25 protein-coding genes are annotated in these 20,391 nt (G+C 54.7%); 22 read left to right on the top strand and 3 right to left on the bottom strand.

Annotated elements, in window-relative coordinates; all coding sequences use genetic code 11:
* The first annotated feature begins 1 nt into the window (after position 1).
* The 11 genes from BQ5383_RS13760 (at position 2) to BQ5383_RS13710 (ending at position 12,585) form a co-directional block, all read left to right on the top strand.
* The gene (locus BQ5383_RS13760; RefSeq protein ID WP_071432881.1) at positions 2 to 994 is read left to right on the top strand and encodes a DUF4314 domain-containing protein; all 993 of its coding nucleotides are present in this window, start codon (positions 2 to 4) and stop codon (positions 992 to 994) included.
* On the top strand, positions 978 to 2,168 hold the full coding sequence (locus BQ5383_RS13755; RefSeq protein ID WP_071432879.1) for an antirestriction protein ArdA: 1,191 nt from the start codon (positions 978 to 980) through the stop codon (positions 2,166 to 2,168). Before BQ5383_RS13760 ends, BQ5383_RS13755 begins: the two co-directional genes overlap by 17 nt.
* Positions 2,165 to 3,262 carry a hypothetical protein gene (locus BQ5383_RS13750; RefSeq protein WP_071432877.1) on the top strand — a complete coding sequence of 366 codons (1,098 nt, stop codon included), beginning with the start codon at positions 2,165 to 2,167 and terminating at the stop codon, positions 3,260 to 3,262. Before BQ5383_RS13755 ends, BQ5383_RS13750 begins: the two co-directional genes overlap by 4 nt.
* A gap of 52 nt (positions 3,263 to 3,314) precedes the next feature.
* Complete coding sequence (locus BQ5383_RS13745; RefSeq protein WP_235821988.1) at positions 3,315 to 4,337, top strand: DNA adenine methylase; 1,023 nt, start codon at positions 3,315 to 3,317, stop codon at positions 4,335 to 4,337.
* A complete protein-coding gene (locus BQ5383_RS13740) occupies positions 4,318 to 4,797 on the top strand; it encodes a hypothetical protein (RefSeq protein WP_071432875.1) in 480 nt (159 codons plus the stop codon). The genes BQ5383_RS13745 and BQ5383_RS13740 overlap by 20 nt, the downstream gene beginning before the upstream one ends.
* A complete protein-coding gene (locus tag BQ5383_RS13735; RefSeq protein ID WP_071432872.1) occupies positions 4,794 to 5,075 on the top strand; it encodes an AbrB/MazE/SpoVT family DNA-binding domain-containing protein in 282 nt (93 codons plus the stop codon). Before BQ5383_RS13740 ends, BQ5383_RS13735 begins: the two co-directional genes overlap by 4 nt.
* Entirely contained in the window at positions 5,072 to 5,770 is a 699-nt protein-coding gene (locus tag BQ5383_RS13730) for a DUF3849 domain-containing protein (protein ID WP_071432870.1), read from the top strand. The genes BQ5383_RS13735 and BQ5383_RS13730 overlap by 4 nt, the downstream gene beginning before the upstream one ends.
* A gap of 13 nt (positions 5,771 to 5,783) precedes the next feature.
* Positions 5,784 to 6,869 (top strand): hypothetical protein, encoded by a 1,086-nt coding sequence (locus BQ5383_RS13725; protein ID WP_071432868.1) that lies wholly within the window; start codon positions 5,784 to 5,786, stop codon positions 6,867 to 6,869.
* Entirely contained in the window at positions 6,866 to 7,630 is a 765-nt protein-coding gene (locus BQ5383_RS13720) for a class D sortase (protein WP_071432866.1), read from the top strand. The genes BQ5383_RS13725 and BQ5383_RS13720 overlap by 4 nt, the downstream gene beginning before the upstream one ends.
* A gap of 80 nt (positions 7,631 to 7,710) precedes the next feature.
* Positions 7,711 to 8,478 carry a CAP domain-containing protein gene (locus BQ5383_RS13715; protein ID WP_071432864.1) on the top strand — a complete coding sequence of 256 codons (768 nt, stop codon included), beginning with the start codon at positions 7,711 to 7,713 and terminating at the stop codon, positions 8,476 to 8,478.
* 78 nt (positions 8,479 to 8,556) lie between these two features.
* Complete coding sequence (locus BQ5383_RS13710) at positions 8,557 to 12,585, top strand: SpaA isopeptide-forming pilin-related protein (protein ID WP_071432861.1); 4,029 nt, start codon at positions 8,557 to 8,559, stop codon at positions 12,583 to 12,585.
* 37 nt (positions 12,586 to 12,622) lie between these two features.
* Here BQ5383_RS13710 and BQ5383_RS13705 read toward each other — a convergent pair whose 3' ends face one another.
* From BQ5383_RS13705 to BQ5383_RS13695, 3 genes are all read right to left on the bottom strand, one after another.
* On the bottom strand, positions 12,623 to 13,021 hold the full coding sequence (locus BQ5383_RS13705; RefSeq protein ID WP_071432859.1) for a HEPN domain-containing protein: 399 nt from the start codon (positions 13,019 to 13,021) through the stop codon (positions 12,623 to 12,625).
* Complete coding sequence (locus tag BQ5383_RS13700; RefSeq protein ID WP_071432857.1) at positions 13,014 to 13,355, bottom strand: nucleotidyltransferase domain-containing protein; 342 nt, start codon at positions 13,353 to 13,355, stop codon at positions 13,014 to 13,016. The genes BQ5383_RS13705 and BQ5383_RS13700 overlap by 8 nt, the downstream gene beginning before the upstream one ends.
* Positions 13,356 to 13,442: 87 nt before the next feature.
* Positions 13,443 to 13,682, bottom strand: a complete 240-nt coding sequence (locus BQ5383_RS13695; protein ID WP_338061420.1) for a type II toxin-antitoxin system prevent-host-death family antitoxin — start codon at positions 13,680 to 13,682, stop codon at positions 13,443 to 13,445.
* 76 nt (positions 13,683 to 13,758) lie between these two features.
* Between BQ5383_RS13695 and BQ5383_RS13690 the strand changes: the two genes are divergently transcribed.
* The 11 genes from BQ5383_RS13690 to BQ5383_RS13645 all read left to right on the top strand — a co-directional run bounded on the left by BQ5383_RS13690 (position 13,759) and on the right by BQ5383_RS13645 (position 20,381).
* A complete protein-coding gene (locus BQ5383_RS13690; protein WP_071432853.1) occupies positions 13,759 to 14,379 on the top strand; it encodes a DUF1281 family ferredoxin-like fold protein in 621 nt (206 codons plus the stop codon).
* Positions 14,327 to 14,839 (top strand): YodL domain-containing protein, encoded by a 513-nt coding sequence (locus BQ5383_RS13685; RefSeq protein WP_071432851.1) that lies wholly within the window; start codon positions 14,327 to 14,329, stop codon positions 14,837 to 14,839. The genes BQ5383_RS13690 and BQ5383_RS13685 overlap by 53 nt, the downstream gene beginning before the upstream one ends.
* Positions 14,836 to 15,222 (top strand): SpoVG family protein, encoded by a 387-nt coding sequence (locus BQ5383_RS13680; RefSeq protein WP_071432850.1) that lies wholly within the window; start codon positions 14,836 to 14,838, stop codon positions 15,220 to 15,222. Before BQ5383_RS13685 ends, BQ5383_RS13680 begins: the two co-directional genes overlap by 4 nt.
* A 19-nt stretch (positions 15,223 to 15,241) precedes the next feature.
* Positions 15,242 to 15,577: a DUF3852 domain-containing protein gene (locus BQ5383_RS13675; protein ID WP_071432848.1), complete on the top strand. Its 336-nt coding sequence runs from the start codon at positions 15,242 to 15,244 to the stop codon at positions 15,575 to 15,577.
* Between the two features lie 16 nt (positions 15,578 to 15,593).
* A complete protein-coding gene (locus BQ5383_RS13670) occupies positions 15,594 to 16,529 on the top strand; it encodes a hypothetical protein (protein ID WP_071432845.1) in 936 nt (311 codons plus the stop codon).
* A 93-nt stretch (positions 16,530 to 16,622) separates the two neighbouring features.
* Entirely contained in the window at positions 16,623 to 17,474 is an 852-nt protein-coding gene (locus tag BQ5383_RS13665) for a conjugal transfer protein TrbL family protein (protein ID WP_071432842.1), read from the top strand.
* An 83-nt stretch (positions 17,475 to 17,557) separates the two neighbouring features.
* Positions 17,558 to 17,893, top strand: a complete 336-nt coding sequence (locus BQ5383_RS13660; RefSeq protein WP_071432840.1) for a DUF7768 domain-containing protein — start codon at positions 17,558 to 17,560, stop codon at positions 17,891 to 17,893.
* Positions 17,890 to 18,609 carry a DNA cytosine methyltransferase gene (locus tag BQ5383_RS21910; RefSeq protein ID WP_083389977.1) on the top strand — a complete coding sequence of 240 codons (720 nt, stop codon included), beginning with the start codon at positions 17,890 to 17,892 and terminating at the stop codon, positions 18,607 to 18,609. Before BQ5383_RS13660 ends, BQ5383_RS21910 begins: the two co-directional genes overlap by 4 nt.
* 46 nt (positions 18,610 to 18,655) lie before the next feature.
* Positions 18,656 to 19,555 (top strand): DNA cytosine methyltransferase, encoded by a 900-nt coding sequence (locus BQ5383_RS21905; protein WP_083389976.1) that lies wholly within the window; start codon positions 18,656 to 18,658, stop codon positions 19,553 to 19,555.
* A 91-nt stretch (positions 19,556 to 19,646) separates the two neighbouring features.
* A complete protein-coding gene (locus BQ5383_RS13650) occupies positions 19,647 to 19,991 on the top strand; it encodes a hypothetical protein (RefSeq protein WP_071432838.1) in 345 nt (114 codons plus the stop codon).
* A 60-nt stretch (positions 19,992 to 20,051) separates the two neighbouring features.
* The gene (locus BQ5383_RS13645; RefSeq protein ID WP_071432836.1) at positions 20,052 to 20,381 is read left to right on the top strand and encodes a hypothetical protein; all 330 of its coding nucleotides are present in this window, start codon (positions 20,052 to 20,054) and stop codon (positions 20,379 to 20,381) included.
* The last annotated feature ends 10 nt before the right edge of the window (positions 20,382 to 20,391 follow it).

Raw genomic sequence — 20,391 nt, 5'->3', positions numbered from 1 at the left:
GATGCAGAGAATCACAAAAGAATGGCTGGACTTCCTGCGGGAACAGTACCCTGAAGGGAGCCGTATCCGGCTGAAGGAAATGAATGACCCGTATCATCCTGTAGAACCTGGAACCATGGGCACTTTGCGATGGATCGATGATATGGGGCGGTTCCATGTAAATTGGGACAATGGGAGGACGCTGGCCCTGGTCATTGGGGTGGACCATTTCACTGTTCTTCCCCCGGAACTCCAGGAGCTGAAGTTCTATATGCCCCTGACGGGAAATTTCTATGGCTATGATGACTGGGGCAATCTGGAGGAGTACGGCAGTGATCTGACCGGCCAGGAGCTGATGGAATATGAAGCCAGCATTCGGGAAGCAATCCGGGAAAACCAGATGCCGGAGGAAAAAGAACGGGGTCTGATGCGCTGGTATGATAAAACGGATGGAGTCAACGGGAAGGTCCAATCGGTGGTATTTGACGTGGAAAGCCGGAACAGGCAGCTCTGGGGAGTGGCCCGCTGTCAGGTGGATGGAACCCTTTCCCCGGAGGAAAAAGAGATCCTGGCCGACTACATTTCCGGGCAGGCGTCGGATGGATGGGGAGAAGGTTTCGAGCAGCGGGAGATCCGGGTCAATGAAGGCGAGTTGTATGTCAGCCTGTGGAATGCCGGAAACTGGACCATCCAGACAGAACAGGAGCGGTTCTCCCCCGATTTCCTGGACCGGCTTCCGGATCTTTGCTGGTCGGTGCTGCCCAGTACCGGCGCCCTGATCTGCATCAAGAAAGGAGAAAGCGGCTACTATCCCAGCGGTTGGGACACCGGAGACCGGGAACAGAACCGGCGCATCGCTGACTACAGCAACCAGAAGCGTGGGATCACACCGGAGCAGGTGGAAGCAATGGTGACCGGCAGTATGCATGGCTGGGATGTCCCCGGCGCAGACCCTGCATGGTACCAACAGGATGAAGCCCGGACAGGAGGGGTGGAACTTGAACAAAGTCTTTGAGCTGTATCTCGCAAACGTGCAGGGAGATGAGGATCGCTATGCCGCCCTCTCCCTGCCGGCCACGCCATACGAAATGCAGGATGCGCTGGAGCGGGTGGGCTGCCACAGCACAAAGGATGTGTACTTTCAGGTGGAGGAGTACCTGGACTTTGAGTACCTGGAATCCGTACTCTCCCCTGACTGTTCCCTGAATCATCTGAACGCTTTGGCGGAGAAGCTGTCTGGATTGGACGATAGGCAGAGCATTGCCTTTGAAGGGCTGCTCAGGATGGAGCAGGAAAAAAATGAGGGGCAAATCCCCATCCATACGCTGATCCAACTTGCCCACAACGCGGACTGCTGCCATGTGTTGGGAGAAGCCCGCAATGATTCCCAGCTGGGAAGATTCTATGCGGAGAATGATTTTCTGGAGGAGCTGGCAGATCTTCCGGACAAGGTGTTTGAGCTGCTGGATTTTGAACGGATCGGGCGGGAACAGCGCCAGGCGGAGGGCGGTGTCTTTACCAGGGGCGGCTATGTGGTACAGAATACCGAACTGGAGCAGATCCCTCTCCCCGATGATCCACCGCCGAAACCCGACTATACCGTCCTGCTGAAAGTCAGCCGTGGATATTTTAACGATGGACGAGAGGATGGTCCCTCTGTTACGATCCGTCTGCCTGCTTCGGAGGAAGATCTGGACAAGACGCTGGAACAATTGGACGTGGCAAGCTGGGAAGAATGCGGCTATGCCTGTCTGGACTGTGCTGTCCCATGGGCAAGGGAGTGGATCGAAGACGAGGAGGATCTCGGCACCATCCGGCCCTTTGCCGAGAAACTCGATCAGCTTCAGCGGCAGGGGCAGCTCCCAAAGTACAAAGCCCTTCTGCTGGCCACCGGTTGTGAGGATCTGCAGGACGCTCTGGAACTGGTGGATTCTGTAAAGGAGATGGTATTTTCCCCCGCGATTGATTCCCCCAAAGACGCTGCCCTGGTAGAACTTCAAGCATTTTTTGACGGGGACAATCTAAAAAGTCTACTTCGTCATCTTGACCTGGATGGATATGGGCAGGAACTGATCGCCGCTGACCACGAGGTGCTGACACCCTATGGCCTGCTCCACCGGCAGGATGGAGAACTGATTCCGAGCCGGCAGAAAGAGGATCAGGGGATGGGAATGGAGGTGTGCCGATGAACGATGAAAAAGAATTGCTGCTGAGCCTTCCGCTGAACAGCAAAGAGCGGGAATGGATGGAAGAACGCCTGCGGGCTCTCTCGGTCCGGGAGGAATACCAGCTGGCAGTAGCTATCTGGAGATCCGACAGGTTATCCGGATTGGCCAGCCAGGGCAGCGCCGAACGGATGGCATCTGTACTGCGGCAAAAGCCGGAGGATCTCGCGCGAGAGGCGGTCAACTGCCTGTTGTCCCTGGAGGAATATGGTGTGCTCTGTCCCGCGGGCAGCTATGAGAGCCTGGGACGGTTTTATCTGAAATACTACACCGATATCCCCCCGGAAGCCTGGCTGTTTATGGACCTGGAGCAGATCGGAGAAAACTATGAGTCCTGCCATCCCGGCCTCTTTATCGGCGGCTGTTATGTGTCCTATCCCCGGCAGGAACCGGAGCGGCTGTATCGTGGAACCAATCCGGAGTCTCTTCCCAGAGGGGATTGGAGCCTGCGTCTCAGGCTGGCCTCCCCCGCAAATCCGGAGGGAGTCTGGCTTCGTCTGCCGGATTACTCTCCCCTGAACGGCTGGATGCCTGGCGAGGTGGAAATGGCCCTGCAAGCGTTATCGGTGGACAGTCCCCGGGATTGCACCCTGCTGGAAGCCCGGTGCATCATCCCGGAACTTCAGGAGTCGGCGGAGCAGTATGAGGATCTGGAGCAGCTGATCCGAGACGGAAACGACCTTGGATATGTTCTGGATGAACAGGGGCAGGGACAGCCGCACTTCCTTGAGAAATATTTTGCGGCCATGGAACTGGAGCGGTGCGACACCATTGCGATGGCGCTGGACATCGCCCAGAACCTGAACTGCTATGACATGGTTCTCGCGGGCCAGGAGAAAGAGTATGGGCTGAAAGGGATAGAAAAGCTGATGAACCAGCCTGCCGATCCGGTTCTCACACCGGCCTGTGCCCATCTGGAGGAGTATGGGCTTTATCTGCTGGAACGGGAGGGATATGTCCTGAATGCAGAAGGGACAGCTTATATCCGCCGCAACAGCCAGGAATTCCATTTTGAACATACGGCGCCCCGGGCAGAACCCGGTGTGACAATGAGCTAAAAAGAAGATGAAAAAGGCCGCCCTTTCCGGAAACGGAGAGGGCGGCCTTTTTTTGTTTCTCGGAGAGGAGGGAGCGTCTATCCTGAAACCGTTTATCCCCTGGGTAGGGGGCAAGACCGCGCTGCGCCCGATTCTCTACCGGTTATTCCCCAACGGATATACCAGGCTGGTGGAGGTGTTCGGCGGCGCCGCGGCAGTTACCTTTGGCCGGGAACCGGATCGCTGTGAGGAAGTGTACAACGACTACAACAGCAATCTGGTCAATCTGTTCTGGTGTGTCAGGAACCGTCCTCTGGCTCTGATCCGGGAGATCGGCTTTCTACCGCTCAATTCCAGACAGGAATTTGAAGTACTGCGGAAGTTTCTCAGGGAGGAGGAATTTACCGATGATTATCTGAAGGAGGAGATGGAGCTGTGTAAACGATGTTTCGAGCCGCCTGAGAGGGAGGAACTTCTGGAGCTGCTGACCGAGAAAACGGAACTGGGAGATGTGCGGAAAGCTGCCGCTTTCTACAAGGTGATCCGGTACAGCTATGCCGGCAGCGGGACTTCCTATGGAGGGAAGCCAATCGATATCCGCCGGGGTCTGCACCTGATCTGGTCCTGCTCCCGGCGGCTGCAGAATGTGGTGATTGAAAATCTCAGCTATGAGGCCATTGTTCCCAAATATGACGCGCCGGGGACGCTCCTGTATTTTGACCCGCCTTACTACCAGGCGGAATGCTATGAGGTAGCCTTTGGGATGCGGGATCACTACCGGCTGCGGGAGCTGTTTGGAGAGTGTGGCTGCTACGCGGTGCTTTCGTATAATGACCACCCCTTTATCCGGGAGCTCTACAAGGGCTTCTGGATTTTTTCTGTGACCCGGCAGAATACCATGGCAAACCGGTACGCGTCCAAACACCCGGAGAAAAAGAACGAGTACGGGGAGCTGATCATCCTCAACTACGATCCCAGGGACCATCCCAAGGATCGGCAGATGACCTTGTTTGATCAGACAGATAAAGAACAACCGGAGTATGAATATACCCTGATTTGCGAAGGAGGAAAAGGCGATGAGAAGAATGAAGTATGAAGAGAGCTGTTTGCAGATCCCGGAAGAAATTCTGGAGGCGGCGGGGCTGAACCAGGAGCCCGATGTCCTGATTGGGATGGCGCCGGAGGTGATCCTGATTACCTCCAGGAACCTGGATCAAACGAAGCGTGAAAAAATCGGGGAAGCCCTGTGGGGGTTTTCCGAGGATCTGGAGATCCCCCTGGAATCGGAGGGCCTGTACCTGCCCGAAGAAATGCTGATGGAGGCGGGGCTGCCCTGCGATCCGGATCTGCTGGATATGTACCTGGAGGATGGAAGGATTGTCATTGAACCGCTGGAGGGATTTGAGGAAGAACTGCTGGAGGATGCCTGGGACGAAGCCCGGGAGGATGCTGTTCTTTCCAGGGTACCGGTGGGGCTTCAGGAACTGCTGAAAAGCATCGGAATCCATCCGGCTTCGGTTCGGGATGCGATTGTGGAAGGAGGGTATGAGTTTTGAGCCAGTCGGTCTATAAGGTGTTGGGAAAGAATGGGCGGATCTACCTGCCCAGGGAACTCCAGAGTGAAATGGAAATCCAGCGGGGGGATATCATCAAGCTGATCCCGGTCAAAGACGGGGTTCAGATCAAGAAGGTCCATCTCATCGAAATGGGGGATAAATCCCCGGAAGCCGTGGAGGCTTTTGTTCACGCTGCCGCATCCGCTATGAGCCGGGAAAGCCAGATGGAACTGGCTGCCCGGCTTTTGAATTCTCTCCGGGAGGAGGAAAAGCAGTGAAGGATTACCCTTATCTCTACCGAGGATCGCTGGCTGAGGCAAGGCGGAGGAATCAGATCAGCCTGTGGAGGGAGAGCCTGCAGGAAAATATCAGATGCAAAAATGCCATTGAGGAAGCAATCCGAATGAATTTCGACGGAATGCATATGCGGTTTGATTGCATCGAGCTGATGATTCGGGACTTTGGATTTCTGCGGATTGCCTGGGTGCTTTCCAACACCTTGCAGCAGAAGGAGTGGGATGGTCGTTTTTCGCCGCAGAACAAGGAATGGGCAAAAAAGATGTCTCTTCCCAAAGAGGGCCGCAGAACAGATTATCTGGTGGAAAGCCATCCGGCAATATTGGATGGCTTTGTTTCAGAATATCGAAAGGTTCTTCAAAGATCCGGCCTGTTTGGTATGGAGCAATGCGAAACAGACTCCTTTGCTTCACAAAATTGTGAAGCAAAGGTATTGGTCCTTTCACCTGATATCCTGCGCGGTGGCTGTTGGAGCCGTGGAAACCAGCTGTGGCTGGCATTGGAGAATTGGAAAGACGATGCGGTGCGGTGCGTCTGCTTATGGGATGATGAGATCACGAGCTGGGACAGGACCGAACTGATCGGTATTCTCAAAGAGGAATATCTGCCCGATTGGGCGAAGGAAAAGCTGGAGCAGCTGCGGCCATCGGCCCAGGAACCCCAGCTTTCGATGTGAAGGGAGGATTTATATGAAAAGACAAATCGGCGCGCTGCTGGCCTGCACCCTGATGCTTTCTATGGGGACAACCGCGTTTGCCCAGGAGTCTCAGACCGTGGTGGGGACCGGAGAAAACGGAGAAACCAGCATCACTATTACCGATATTACACCCAGAGAGGAGAAGAAAGATGAAACGGAAACCCGATTTCAGACAGGGGGCTGCTACCCCATCCAAGTACAGACCCTGCAGGACGGCGATACCCAGCTGCTGGTCAAAACCTTCCTTGTGCCGCAGGATACAGACCCCCAGACGCTCCTCGAGGAAGGGCTGATCCGCCGGGGGATCTCCTATCAGGTTTCCGATATCCTCTGCCGGGAACTGCCCGGTGAGACGGAACGAAAGGAGGTGTCCAAGACAGTAACCACATCGGCAGAAACGGATGAGAGCGAGGAGCTGCTTTCCCTGCTCTCTCCCACACTGGAGTACAGTGAGGATGGATTTACCGGGACGCTGACCCTGGATCAGGATTCGATCCGCTCCAAAGCCGATGGAACCCAGAGCTATGCCTATACCCTGAAGGACACCCGGGAATATACCGGACTTGACCGGAACGACCCCTACTATATTCCCAAGACAGCGGAGAAAAATGGTGTGACACTGTCCCTGGCAGATGTCCAGTGGACCCCTATGGCCAGCGCCGCTGACAACAGCGAGGTTCCCTCCCTTTTTCGGGCCACAGCGGTCTATACTGGGACCGCCTGGGGCAGCAAAGCGGACGGATACCTTGTGAGCGCGGACTATACCGGGGAGGCGACCCGCACTACGCAGGGCAGCAAGATGGTGAGCATCGTCTATGAGGAAGTTCCCTCTGCCGGCCTGTTTTCTGTCAGCGGCAGTCCGATCAACTGGCGGGGTGTCCTGGTCCTTCTCCTGGGGATCGGCGCGACAGCCGGCGCTGTGTATGGAATGATCTGGCTGATTCAGCGAGGAAAGGAGTCCATGAAGGAACGCGAGAAGGCCCGCAGGCAGAACGACCCCTACAGCGGGCGTCCGCCAATGGATCTGCCGGATCTGCTCGATGAAATGGATCGCGGATTGGAGGAGGATGAGCGATGAAAGAATGGATGAAGAATCTTTGGAACCAGTCCGGCAAGTGGTTCCTGCTCGGCCTGCCCCTGGCGGCCCTGCTGATTGGAGCGGCAGCATGGCAGGCAAATCAGGCATACGAGGCTTCCAAACACACCATTGCGGACCCGCCTGCTGAAAGCCAGGTGACCTTCGATCTGGATAAGAACCGGGCCTATACCTCGGAAGACGGGGTTGTGGTCATCGGCTCATCGGCAGCGGAAATGGATGGAAGCGTTAGCGACAGCAACCAACTGATCCGGACCGATCAGCCGGAAACTGTGTGGGAAGAAGCCGTCCCCCTTTCTACTGAGACCTTCACCCTTCCGGAAGAAATCACACTGGAGGATGGGACCATTGGAACCCTGGTGATTCCCAAAATCAATCTCACAGCACCGGTCTATGAAACGGCTCAGCATGGCGGCGAGATGGAGAGTATGACCAAGGGAATTGCCCATTTTGCCATCACCTCCGCCTGGGACGGAAACATTGGCCTCAGCAGCCACAATGTGGCGCCTGCAGGGGCAACGGCCTATTTCGGTGACCTGCACCTGCTGGAGCTGGGGGACAGCCTCACCTATAAGACAGCGCAGGGGGAGCGTGAGTATCAGGTAACGGAAAAGAAGGAGATCCAGCAGGATGACTGGAGTTACCTGATGCGGTATGAGGATGGCCTCAACCGGATCACCATGATCACCTGCATCACTGGGAAACCGGATATGCGCCTGATGGTACAGGCTGTAGAATCCTGAACCTATTTCCTTGTTGACTTTGGTGATAGCTTTCGTATGTCATTGCTGGTATCCTTGGTGGCGAAAGGAGGTTTTCTACAATGAAAAAGAGCCTGATCGCCACCCTTGCCGCCATTATGGCTGCAGCCAGTACTGTCACCGCTTATGCTGCATCCGCCGGGATGAAAGGATTGCCTGTCGACATCCAGGACTGGGATACCCCCGCGGTTTTTGCAGCCGGAAAGGATTGGCCCATCGCAGTATGGTATTTTTACGGAGAAAATGGAGAGGTGCTGGGCAGTATCCCTGCTGATTCAGTAAAGGACTTGTCCCAAGGAGAGCCTGCTGATGGGACCCAATGGGAGTTCTGGTTGGCGGAGGCGTTTAACGACTACCGGAAGCTGTACAGCGCCGGGGAGGACAAAACACAGCCGCAGCCAAATCCAGAACAGATCAATGAAGAAAAGCTGATCCCCCAGGAGGTGCCGCCGGCAGCAGAACCGGAGCAGGCAGATGCGGATGCGCTCGCGCTGGAAGCCTTTGACCTCATCAACGAGGCCAGGGCAGAGAACGGCCTGCATGAGGTAACGGTCAATGAGGAGGCAATGGAACTGGCGAAGATACGAGTCCCTGAACTGGAGGAGCTGTACAGCCACACCAGACCGGATGGGAGCCGGATCTCCCGAACCTACTGCTACGGCGAAATCATCAACCGCCGGGCGTCTACACCAGAAATTGCAGTGTCGTCCTGGCTGGATTCCCCGGGGCACCGGGATATGATCCTCGCGGAGCGGTACCACAGCGCGGGAATCGCCTGCTGGCAGGGCTCTGATGGTATCACCTACTGGTGTATGCTCTTCTGCCGGTAAACACAAATCGAAAACATCAAGCGGACCGGGTCCCCGAAAGGGGACCTATTTTTATTTTAACAAGAAAGGAAGCGCACTATGAGGAAGAAAGCAAAGCGTATTCTTGCCATGTCCCTTTCCGTTGTCATGCTGCTGGGCGTCATGCCCACCCAGGCATTTGCCGCAAGCGCAGCGGATACGGCGGGCCTGCTTGCTCCCCAGCAGGTGTCAGACAGCGGCGCCACCCCGGACGGGGAGCCGGAAGATACGGTCATCATCAGCCCTCCGGCAGAGCCGGAAGATGGCGAAACGGAATCGCCGCCCAGCGCCTCTGCCGAGGAGGAAAAGGAGACTTCTGCCGATGGCGCTGTCCCGGGGGAAACGGAACCGGATGCAGAAGAAGAAAAGAATCCGGACGAAAACAATACCGACAGCGCAGGCCCGGATGCCGGGCAGGCACCGGAGAAAGACCCCGATTCTGAACTTACAATTGGAGCCTCCAATGGGGAAAACTCTCCGGCCTTGCCGGAAGATGACGCTTCGGCACATTGGCTGCAGCAATACCAGCAGGCAGCGTTGGCGGCGTCAGGTATGACCATGCTGCGGTCCCGATCCGCCCGGGCATCTTCGGCTTCCCCGTCCTATTCCATGATTACCTGGAGCGGAGGCCAGCTGGAATTTGCCAATGGAGCGTACCTGGGCAGCCCCATGCCCAAAATTTATTTGAATGGAGAAATTGCCTTCTGCGGAGAATGGAATGGAGAAACCCCGGCAGGTGACTATATCCAGTCCGGGCAGGGAAATGACTCCACCATCAAGCAGATCCTTGCCAACTACGACAAATCCGGCAAGAGCAATGCGGACTATGCCGCGGCACAGGCGGCGATCTGGGCCCATATCATGGGTACTTCCGTCAGCTCCTGGGGCGGCTGCCCCGGCGCATCCTCCGCGGATGAAATCTTTAATGGAAACGCCGATACCAGCAGCCTCAAGTACAACTATCTCTCCTGGACCGGCGGCACCCAGGACCTGATTACCTACAACACAGAAGAAAATCCCGATCCCGGCCCTGACCCGGAGATCGACCCCGATGACTACCCGGAAGATCAATACCGCATCGAGGTGGAAACCGACACCCAGACCGAAACGGAGGTCCGCAACCGGAAAACCTATGAATACAGCGATGCCATAGGCCAGATCACGATCCGCAAGCACGATGAGAAGGATGAGAGCCTGGATGGCGCGCTGTTTGACATTGATGTGGCCTTTTCAGATGGCACCCACACAACGGTGGAAAACTGGGAAGTGGACAACGGAGCGAGGCTTTTTACCTGGACTCATCCCCAAAATAACCACGATCCGGCCACTGTGACTGTAAAGGAGGTCAAGGCCCCGGCAGGATACCTTCTGGACCCCACCCCTCAGACGGCGGTAGTTGCCCCAACCTATACCCGTGTCACCCATGTGGAGACCTGGACGGTGACCATCGTCACCGAAACCACTTCCAGCACAGTCATCGAGATTGAGAGCGGTGAGGTAGTGGCAGAGTCGGAATCCTCTTCTTCCGCGGAAACGGAAAGCGATCCCCAGGTGGAGGAGTTTACCGATTTCATTGCCGGTGACCGGGAAACCACCATGACGTTCACCAACACCGCCATGCCTTGCAGCCTTACCATTTACAAGCATGAAACAGGAAACCGGGATATTGCATTGGAGGGTGCAACCTTCCGCATCCGGTATGCGGACCCTCATGTATCTGCCCAGGTATGGACGCAGACAACGGACCGGTGGGGCGAGATCATCCTTCCGCTGCCGGCGGAAGGCGCGCTGATTGTCGAGGAATTGTTTGCGCCGGAAGGCTATGTGATGGCCGAGAAAAACACCTATGATGTGACGGTTGCCAAGGGTGAACACAAAACTTTGGATATCCCCAACGACAAAAAATCAACGATTACCATTGAGAAAATCGACAGCGTGACCCTCCAGCCGCTGGAAGGGGTGGTTTTTGAGGTTTCCGTCAAAAACGGGAAAAGCCTTGGAGACTTTACAACCGATGCAGGCGGAAGGATTGTCGTTGAACCTTTGGAGCCCGGTCAAATTTATGAAGTAAAAGAAAAAAGGGCGCTGCCTGGGTACCTCCTGGATGAAACGGTCCATGAGATTAAGCTGGATGCTGCCGAAAATCCGGTTCTGAAGCTGAAAAACACCCCGGAGAATCCTCTGATCATCTCCAAGAAGGATGCCATCACCGGCGATCCGATCCCAGACACTGTATTTGAGGTGCGTCACTCGGATGGACGGATGGTGGGAGAGGTTGCAACCGGCGAAAACGGCATGGCAGTGGTCACTGGAAAGGATGTTGTCCCGGGCTGGTACCTGGTGACTGAAGTGCGGGCCAACCCTGCCTATATCGCCACAGGCGAAGCAAAACTGGTGGAGCTGAAGTACGGAGCCACCGCCATGGTCACATTTGAGAACCGACCCCGTACCGGGCTGCAGATCCGTAAGGTGGACGACGTCACAGGCGAGCCCATTCCCGATGTAGGATTCTATATCGAGGAGATCGATGGCCGGACCATTGGAACCTTTTACACTGATGACGCAGGTGTCATCAACATCTCCGATCAGGAGGAGATCTGGGTACGGGTAACTGAGATTCAGCCGGCGGATGGATACAAGCCTGATCCCACCCCCAGAACCATAAAACTGGAAAGCGGAAAGCTGAATATTCTGGAATTTCGCAACCAGCCTTACCCCATCCTGAAAATTATCAAGCTGGACGCGGATACCAGACAGCCGATGGAGGGCGTAAAGATCCGGGTGTATGATAAGTTCCATCGGGAGGTTGGAACCTACACCACCAATCAACTGGGGCAGATCCTGCTCTCCGGTGTGGATGGAGGCGAAACCCTCTATCTGCAGGAGGTGGAGCCCTTGCCGGGATACCAACTGGACGAAACTGTCCATGAGGTCACCCTGGCCTGGGGCCAAACCAGTACGGTGGAGCTGCTCAATGAGCCGCTTTCCACCCTGCGGCTCATTAAGATCGACAGCGAAACCAAAGAACCGATCTTTGGAGCGGTGTTCAACCTCTATGACGCTAAAAACAATCTGCTTGGCGAGTATGAGACCAATCAGGATGGTATCATCGAGTTTCCCCGGGAACTGCCGGAGGGCAGGTACAAACTGAAGGAAATCAAGTGCGATGGTTATGTGGTCGACCCCACCATCCGTACCGTAGAGCTGAAGGCCGGGGAAACCACTGAGATCACCGTGGAGAACCGTCCGATGCGGGGTCAGATCCAGATCGTCAAAAAGGCGGCGGACGATAACCCCATTACCAAGGACAAAGCGGGGGCGCTCCTGGATGGAGCTGAGTTTACCATCTACAACGACAAGCTGGAAGTGGTGGACGTGATCGTCACCGAAAACGGCACAGCCACCAGCAAAACGCTCCCTCTGGGCACCTATGCTATCAAGGAGACCTCCAGCCCGGAATACTACCGGACGGACAGCAAGGTGTTCTATGCCACACTCAAGGTGGCAGATGACCTGGTACGCTTTGAGGTGCTCAATGAAAGTGTCGATGTGAACGTGACCGTGGAAAAACGGGGCAATGTGGAGGTACTGGCCGGGGACATTATGTCCTATGAGTTCTCTGAGATCCGCAATGACTCCAATGTACCGCTGGACGATTTCTATTGGCACGACAAGCTGCCTTCGGAGGTGCGGCTGGGCAAGATCATCACCGGCACCTGGTCGGAGCGGCTCACCTACTCAGTGGAATACAAGACCAACAAAAAGAGCGGCTGGAAGACGCTGAAGACCGGACTTTCCAGCAAAACCAGCTATACACTGGACTGCGGCAGAGAGGCGCTGGATCTGGCAGCCGGTGAATATGTCACCGAGATCCGCTTCAATTTCGGTACGGTGCAGGCCGGCTTCCATGAGGAGAGCGGACCGGTTCTCTATGTGACGACACTGGCAAACCTGGATGATGGGTACCGGATCATCAACCGCACCGATGTGGGAGGCCGCATCGGAGAGGAGTGGATCGTCGCCAAGGATACCTGGATTACGGTAGTCTGGGGCAAGCCCAAGGGGGATCTGCCCAAGACGGGCGTTTAACGCAAAAAAGCAGCGGCGGGATTTCCCGCCGCTGCCCCTATTTTTGGAAGTTCAGATAGGTTGTGACTGCATCCAGAAAACGTCTTGCGTCTGCCAGCTGCTGAACAACATCCTCCCGGGAGATGATGAAGAAATCTTCATAATCGCAGTTTTGACGGATGCTGAAAGCGTCCCGGACCACATCGGAATATTCCCGGTCAAACATTCCCGTCTTGATATAGTGCTGCTGGAAGTGGGAGATAACGCCGGAATGCTTTTTGAAATCCACGCCTTCCAACGCAAGCAGCGCCCGCACAGCGTGAAAGATGGCGTAGTAGGAGCGGTTGGCGCTGTCGGTGTAAAGGCCATCGTCCAGAAGGCATTTGGCGGCAATGTAGCACTCCTCCGCTTTTGAAAGCCTGTATTGGGAGAGGGCCTGTCTCGATGGTTCAAGCACTGATCCGGACCCCCTCTTTTGTCACATTTCGGAAGAAGGGCAAGGTATCCTGCCAGGCGTAGAATGTGTCCGCGTCCTGCAGCTTGAGGGAGGTAAAAACCTCATATTTCAAATCCAGGCCGGTGCCGAACCGGCTCCATTCCCGGCGCTGCCGCGCCAGCTGTTCCGCAGGCTGCCGGACCAGGATCATGATGTCCACATCCGATTCCTCATCCGCATCCCCGCGGGCGTGAGAACCATACAGGATGACCCCATCCAGATTGCTGCCAAAGCAATCCTGGGCATGGGCAAGCACCTCAGACAGAAGCTGATGCAGATTGGCCTGGCTGCACATACGGATATCCCCCTTTCCATAGCTTTTCTAAAAACAGTATACCGTAAACGGCAGGCAAATACAACATTCCGAAAGCGCCGGCGGGAATCATTTTGCCAGTTCCCGAAACGCTTCGGGATTTTCCTCAATCAGCTGATCCGCAGCCCGGTCCACCAAAGAGCGGCGGTATGCCTGGAAGCTGTCATACTCGGAAAAGTCCACAACGGCATACCGGGGTTTATTGTTTTTCAGGATAACGGCGGCTCCCTGCTCATCCACCAGGCGGGCTACCTTGGAAAAATTCTGGTTTGCTTCGGTCATGGTAACCAATGCATTGGTACTGATCATCACAGGAACCACCTCAACTATAGTATACGCAAAATATAGGATAAATACAACCTATTTTGGAAGAAAGGAGGAGCATATGCCGATTGTCCAGAATATCCTCCATGTCCAGGGCGGCAGCGCGCAGGCTGCTGCCCTTTTTGATTTTATCGCGGACCGACGGTATGGGCGGGGATCGGTGGACCTGGGCCGGATCACTCCTATGCCGCCCTGGGTCTATCGTCAGCCAACCAATCTGGATCTCCTGGCGAAATACGGAGAAGAAAACTGTTCCCGGGGCTGGTGCCTGCAGAACTGGGGAGTGGACCAGAACACCCTGCGCCCACAGAAAAGCGCCAGGGAGTACGATGGAGGAACCTCCGTCCGGTTTCAGACAGCGGATCGGGATGTCAGGGAACTGATCCGCAAACTGTCGCTGGTGTTCAAAGACCTCTATCTGGATTACCTGTGGGCCAGCGAAGATGTGGGCAGCCTGGTGGGTGCGGCACAGTACCGGGATGGCGAGGCGCTGATCGAATTTATCCCTGCTCCGGGAAGCCGGGCGGCTATTGAAAAAGCCCTGGATATCCTGGGGGCCAAAGCGTCCGATTTCGGCCTGGCCTACAATCCCACTTTGGGAAGCTATGAGTATAAAGGAGGAGTTACCAATGAACAGGAAAGATCTCATCCGACAGGGCGGAATGCCCATCGGGTATTTTGATGGCGAAAACGCGGTGATGGATGCCGCATTCATCGGCTGTGATACCGGCCGGTGCCTGGTCCGGGAAGGCCGGGCGGTACGCTGGCAGAACGGCCTGGCGGAAAAGCTGAGGAACCTGGAACAGAACGTGCCCTCTGTGCGCCGGGTGCGGGTTTATCAGCTGAAGCCGGATGTTGATCCGGCCAGGAAATTTATCGGTTACCAGGAGCTGAAGGAGTTGTCTGGAGGTCCAGCCCTGAAAGAATATCGGGAAGTATTCTGCGGTCAGCTGGATACAGATGATCCGGACGAACTGTATGAGCGGTTCAATGCCGCAAAGCTGCCGAAGGGATACCAGGGACACCGGTTGTCCATTTCGGATCTGTTGGAGCTGGTTGGTGAGGATACTTCGGAATTCTGGTATCTGGATCTGAGTGGGTTTATCCCTGTGGAATTTGACAAGGAGGAATCGGAAGAATGAAACAGAAAGAGCAGAAGAATGGTATGAATCCTTCGCAGGAGCAGCTCCCTGCCGTGGAGATGCGTGTGAATCGTCTGGGTACGGGAGATGGCCATTGCCTGGCCCATCTTTCCGTCACTCTGGGAGGCGTCTTTGCGGTGCGGGGCCTTCGTCTGACGGAGGGAAAGAACGGTCCGTTCCTGAACTTTCCCAGTTACAAAAACGGCAATGGGTATCAGGACATCTGTTTCCCGGTTTCCGCACAGCTGCGCCAGCAGATGACCGATGCGGCAGTGACAGCATATCGTCAGGTACTGGACCGGCACCAGGCGGAGGCTGATGCACAGAGCCAGGCGGAACCGGAAGAACCGGAGCCTGCCTCCGGTATTGGTATGCAGATGTGATGGATGGAGGAGGAACGATATGAAAAAGAAAATTTGCATTCAGGGAGCGGTTGTCGCTCTGATGGCCGCTCTGATGACGGTCCCCGCACTGGCGGCGCCTACGGGGGATGTTTCTGGAGTGATTGAGCAGACATGGCAGAGCGCGGCGACCCAGATCAAGACAGTGGTCAACAGTGTGGTATTTCCTGCTCTGGATATGATCCTGGTGGTGCTGCTGTTCGTCAAAATCGCCAGCGCCTATATGGACTACCGCAAGCATGGGCAGATGGAATGGGCGCCCATTGCGATCCTTTTCGCGGGACTTATCTTTTCTCTGACTGCGCCCACCTATATCTGGACCATCCTCGGGATCTGAGCAGGAGGTAGAAAAAATGGAACGCTGGGAAATGATCCTTTCCCGTACCAATAAAGAATTGGATGTGGTTACTTACATCAGGGAACATCTTCCCGAAAACGGGGAACTGGATCTGGCTGCTCTTTTGCAGGATGTTCAAAAGAGAGAAAGCACGCCATCTGATGTCCGGGAAGGCGATTCGTGCTTTGAGATGATGGCAGTGGCGGAAATTGTAATGAGATGTCTTCATGATGATCTAAGCGGCCTGGATGATGAGAAAAAAGGGATGGGACAACATCAAAAATCCCAATCCATCACCTCCTTCACAGCCGGGAAAAAGGATATTCTGCGGTTGCGTGATTATCTTTGCGATTCGCTATATTATGCCAGGAAATATGTTCTGACGTCGAAAAAACTGATAGGCGGAGACGGTTTTATGGATAAGGACTGGCACAACTGGCAGGAACATATGGGATCGCTGATACAATGCCTCGACGGACTTCTTGTCCGATCAGAAGGCACAGTAGATCTGTGTTCCGCACCAAGCATACAAAAAGGAGAGATGATGCAAACAAGTTTTTTTGGAATCACTCAGGATACTTTTGTTCGTGAACTGCAGGAACAGTTCAGTTGCAGTGAGCAAGCAGCCAGTCGATGGATACAATTTGCCGAAGAATGTGTGAAAGAAAGCCAATATGTGGAGTTTCAGCAAATTACCAATGGCGCTGCTGAAAAAAACCGTTGGATGGAGGCAACCCTGGCAGGATTGATACACGTCCGAAATACCATTGGGCTGGATGCAGCCCAGAAAGTGTGTGAACTTGCCTCAGTACCCCAGTGCTTGTATCCATTTGAAATGATTGAGGCTGCCAAATGCCTACAGAATGGCGGTTCACTGGAAGATATTGTTGAGCTGATCGAAAATGGCACCATCATAAACGATAAGGAAGAAGGATTCCTTCAAATGGGCTAAAAGCGGCTGTAAAAAAATTTGTATTGCAGTTAAAATGCTTTCCGCACCTTGCATCGAAGGAAAAGAGAAAGCAACACGAGGGAGGTGGTTTTATTGTTCATCTGGGACTTTGTAGCGGATACCGTTCTTGGACAGATTTTCGACTGGGTCTATGGAAAGATTGTGGAATTCCTGGGAGAATTCTTTTCCATGATGAACGGGATGGGAAGCGAACTGTTCGAATTTGTGTGGGTGCAGGCAGTGGTGGAGTTCTTTCGCTACTTCGGCTGGGCGCTTTATGGTGTGGGCCTCGTGGTCGCCGTGTTTGAGGCTGCGCTGGAGTACCAGTCCGGGCGGACCACAGCGATCCGGGATCTGGCCCTGGGAAGTCTGAAGGGATTTCTTGCCGCCAGTTTATTTACCACAGTGCCGGTGGAACTGTATAAGCTCTGCATTGATCTCCAGGGAAGCCTCTCTTCTGAAATTGCAGGAGCCTCCCATACCGAAGGGATCAGCAATATGGCCCGAGCCGCGCTGGGAGCCTTGAATGGATATGGCGTTTTTATTGCGATCTTTCTGCTCATTCTGATGGGATACAGTGTCATCAAAATCTTTTTTGCTAATCTCAAGAGAGGCGGAATCCTGCTGATTCAGATCGCGGTGGGAAGCCTTTATCTGTTCAGCCTTCCCCGAGGCTATGCGGACGGATTTTACAGCTGGTGCCGACAGATTGCGGGACTTTGCCTGACAGCGTTCCTGCAGACCACCATTCTGATTGCGGGACTAATGGTCTGGAATGAAAATATGCTCCTGGGCTGTGGGCTAATGCTTTCCGCTTCTGAGATCCCCAGAGTAGCCCAGCAGTTCGGCCTGGAAACCACAACCAGAGCCAATATCATGTCTGCGGTGTATGCTACTCAGACCATTGTGAATCTGACCCGGAATATTGCCGCTGCTGTCAAATAGCGCAGCAGTATCCCACAAAAGCCGCCGAATCAAATTTCGGCGGTGAATACATAATTTCTTTGCTATCAAAAGGAGGAACAGAGATGAAACTTGTGTATATCGCATCGCCTTACGCCGGGGACATCCCGAACAATGTGGAACGGGCAAAAGAGTATTGCAAACAGGCGCTGGAACAGGGGGTGATCCCGGTGGCGCCGCACTTGCTGTACCCGCAATTCCTGGAGGACAGCGATCCGGCAGAGCGAAACCTCGGCCTGCGGGCCGGGCTGGAGCTGCTTTCCCGCTGTGAAGAAATGTGGGTCTTTGGAGAGCAGATCTCACCGGGCATGAGCCGGGAAATTCAGTTCGCCCAGGAGCGTGGTATCCCTATACGGCAGTGGGGGCCGGAGGCAGGTATGGAACGGGGGCTTTCCCTATGACTTTGGGAAGTTTGTTTGATGGGATTGCGGGTTTCCCGCTGGCAGCCAGCAAAGCGGGAATTGAAACGATATGGGCCAGCGAGATTGAACCATTCCCCATAGCGGTCAGTCAGTTTCACTTTCCGGAGATACAGCAGGTTGGCGACATTACAAAACTATGTGGGGCGGATCTTCCACCAGTGGATATTATCTGCGGCGGAAGCCCTTGCCAGGATCTTTCAGTGGCTGGAGCGCGGGCCGGGTTAGCCGGAGACCGCTCCGGCCTTTTTCTGCACCAGATCCGGATCATAAAGGAGATGAGAGATGCGGACATACGACGTGGACGGGCAGCTGAGTTTGTTCGCCCAAGATGGATGCTCTGGGAAAATGTCCCGGGAGCCTTCTCCAGCGGACAGCCCAGAGGGGAGGACTTCCGGGCGGTCCTTGAGGAAACGGCCGGAGTGGTGGACCCAGCCTGCCATGTGCCTCGACCAGCGAAAGGAAAGTGGCTGGGTTCTGGGTATCTTCTGGCAGACTGTTTTTCCATTGCGTGGAGAACAGTCGATGCACAGTTTTTCGGAGTCCCCCAGAGACGCAGAAGAATCGCTCTTGTCGCAGATTTTGCAGGACTTTGCGCCCCTGAAGTATTATTTATCGAAAACGGCCTGCAGAGGTATTATCCACAGGGCCAAAGTACGGCAGAAGCCATTGCCCGGAGCCTTGCGGCAAGCACTTGAGATCCAGTCCGGGCTCCGCCCAAACGCATCCATTCAGGCAGGAGATTTGCCCCAGGCATTTGCCTGCAACCAGAGAGATGAGACGCGGGATCTTCACAGTGTTTCCGCGGCGCTGACCGCGGAGCCTGGAATGAAAGCCCAAACCTTCATTACCAGGAATTCCAGACGAGTAAACAATACCTATACCGCAGGATTCAGCGCGGGAGCGGGTGCATCCGCAGGCAGTACCGGATACACCGAGGAACTCTCCCCTACCCTAAAGGGTTCGGAGAGCGGAAACTGTATGCCCTCTGTTCTCTGTCTGACCGATCAGGGAGGAAGTATCATGGACTGCCAACGGGAACTTGCGGGGACGCTGCGGGCGCAGGAGCATGGACATCAGCCGTTAGTGCTGTATGAAAACCATGGGATTGACAGCCGCTATACCGGACCACATCCTGTTGCGCCAACCATGTCTGCCCGATATGGGACCGGAGGCAATAATACCCCACTGGTAGGGGCATACGCAATCGCGGCAACAGCTGTGGGAAGGCAGCCGGAAAACGGGGGCAATGGAATTGGGTACTCGGAGGAAACAGGATATACTCTTACCGCGACGGATGAGCATTGTGTCTGCCAGCTTTTTTCCCAGCAAAGGAGCGACCACTATCAGGACAGCCCTGTGGCCTCTACCCAGAGCGCCAGGCAGGGCAAAAGCGCCACAGATATCGTTCTTGACCCCGCAGCGGCGGGACTGTATATCCGCAGGCTGATGCCCATAGAGTGTGAGCGGCTCCAGGGGTTCCCGGACAACTGGACAGCGATCCCCGGGGCAACAGATTCCGCCCGTTACCGGGCGCTGGGCAACAGCATCGCTGTGCCTTGCTTTGAATTTGTTTTCAAAAACCTGGCGTGGTGTCATGGACAGAAGATGACCTTGCTGCCGGCGGATGTATATTCCGCTTAGCTTTTTGCATCTTCTTCGTTGCATTTGGTGAATAGCTATTGCGTTTGCTTTGGAGTATCCTTTGCTTACCAACCAGAGAGGAGGAAAAGCAGTGAGTAAAACACGAAACCTCTGCGCTCAGATCCCGGAGGAACTCCACGCCAAAGTGCGCGAGGAGCAGGAACGGCTGGGCAAAACATTGAGCGAGTATGTGGGTGAGATCCTGGAGCAGTATTTTGAGCAGCAGAAAGGTGGAAAAACCATGAGCGGAAATAGCAGAACCCTGGCATTTCAGGTATCGGAAGAACTGTTTGAGCGGTTGAAAGCCTACCTGACAGCCAATAAGCTGAAGCAGAAGGAGTTTGTTGTAGGACTGATTGAGAAGGCCCTGGAACAGTGGGAAGTATCGCAGGCAGCCAATATGGCGGGAGAAGAATTGGAAGGCGAAGCTGAATAAACCAAACAAGAGGTTTCAGAGGAGGCTGAATTTCAGCCTCTTTTTCTTTGGAGGAATGATATGTATATCTATCCTGAAAATCTGAAGGCCGCTCCAACCCTTTGGTTATGGCGGCTTCGGGATATTACCATTGGAGGTACCTTGGCGGTGCTGGGAGCGGTGCTGCTGGCACAGTTTGAATTCTATCCTCTGGCAGCCGCAGCGGGCATCTATCTGTTTCTGACCATCCGGATTGACGATGCCTGCATCCTGGATTTTATCCGGAAGGCCAGCATCTATTTCCTGTTCAGGCCGCAGAAGTACCGCTGGGTGTCCCCTTTTCATATGGAGGTGAAAGATCATCAAAACAATTTTTTCAGCAGAAAAAAGAAGAAAGACGCGGCGAGATAAAAGCACCCGC

It is taken from the genome of Angelakisella massiliensis, assembly GCF_900104675.1.
In the GTDB taxonomy this organism is placed as follows: Bacteria; Bacillota; Clostridia; order Oscillospirales; family Ruminococcaceae; genus Angelakisella; species Angelakisella massiliensis.
Note: the sequence above shows the minus strand (reverse complement) of the source record. Positions and strands in the feature narration are given on the sequence as shown.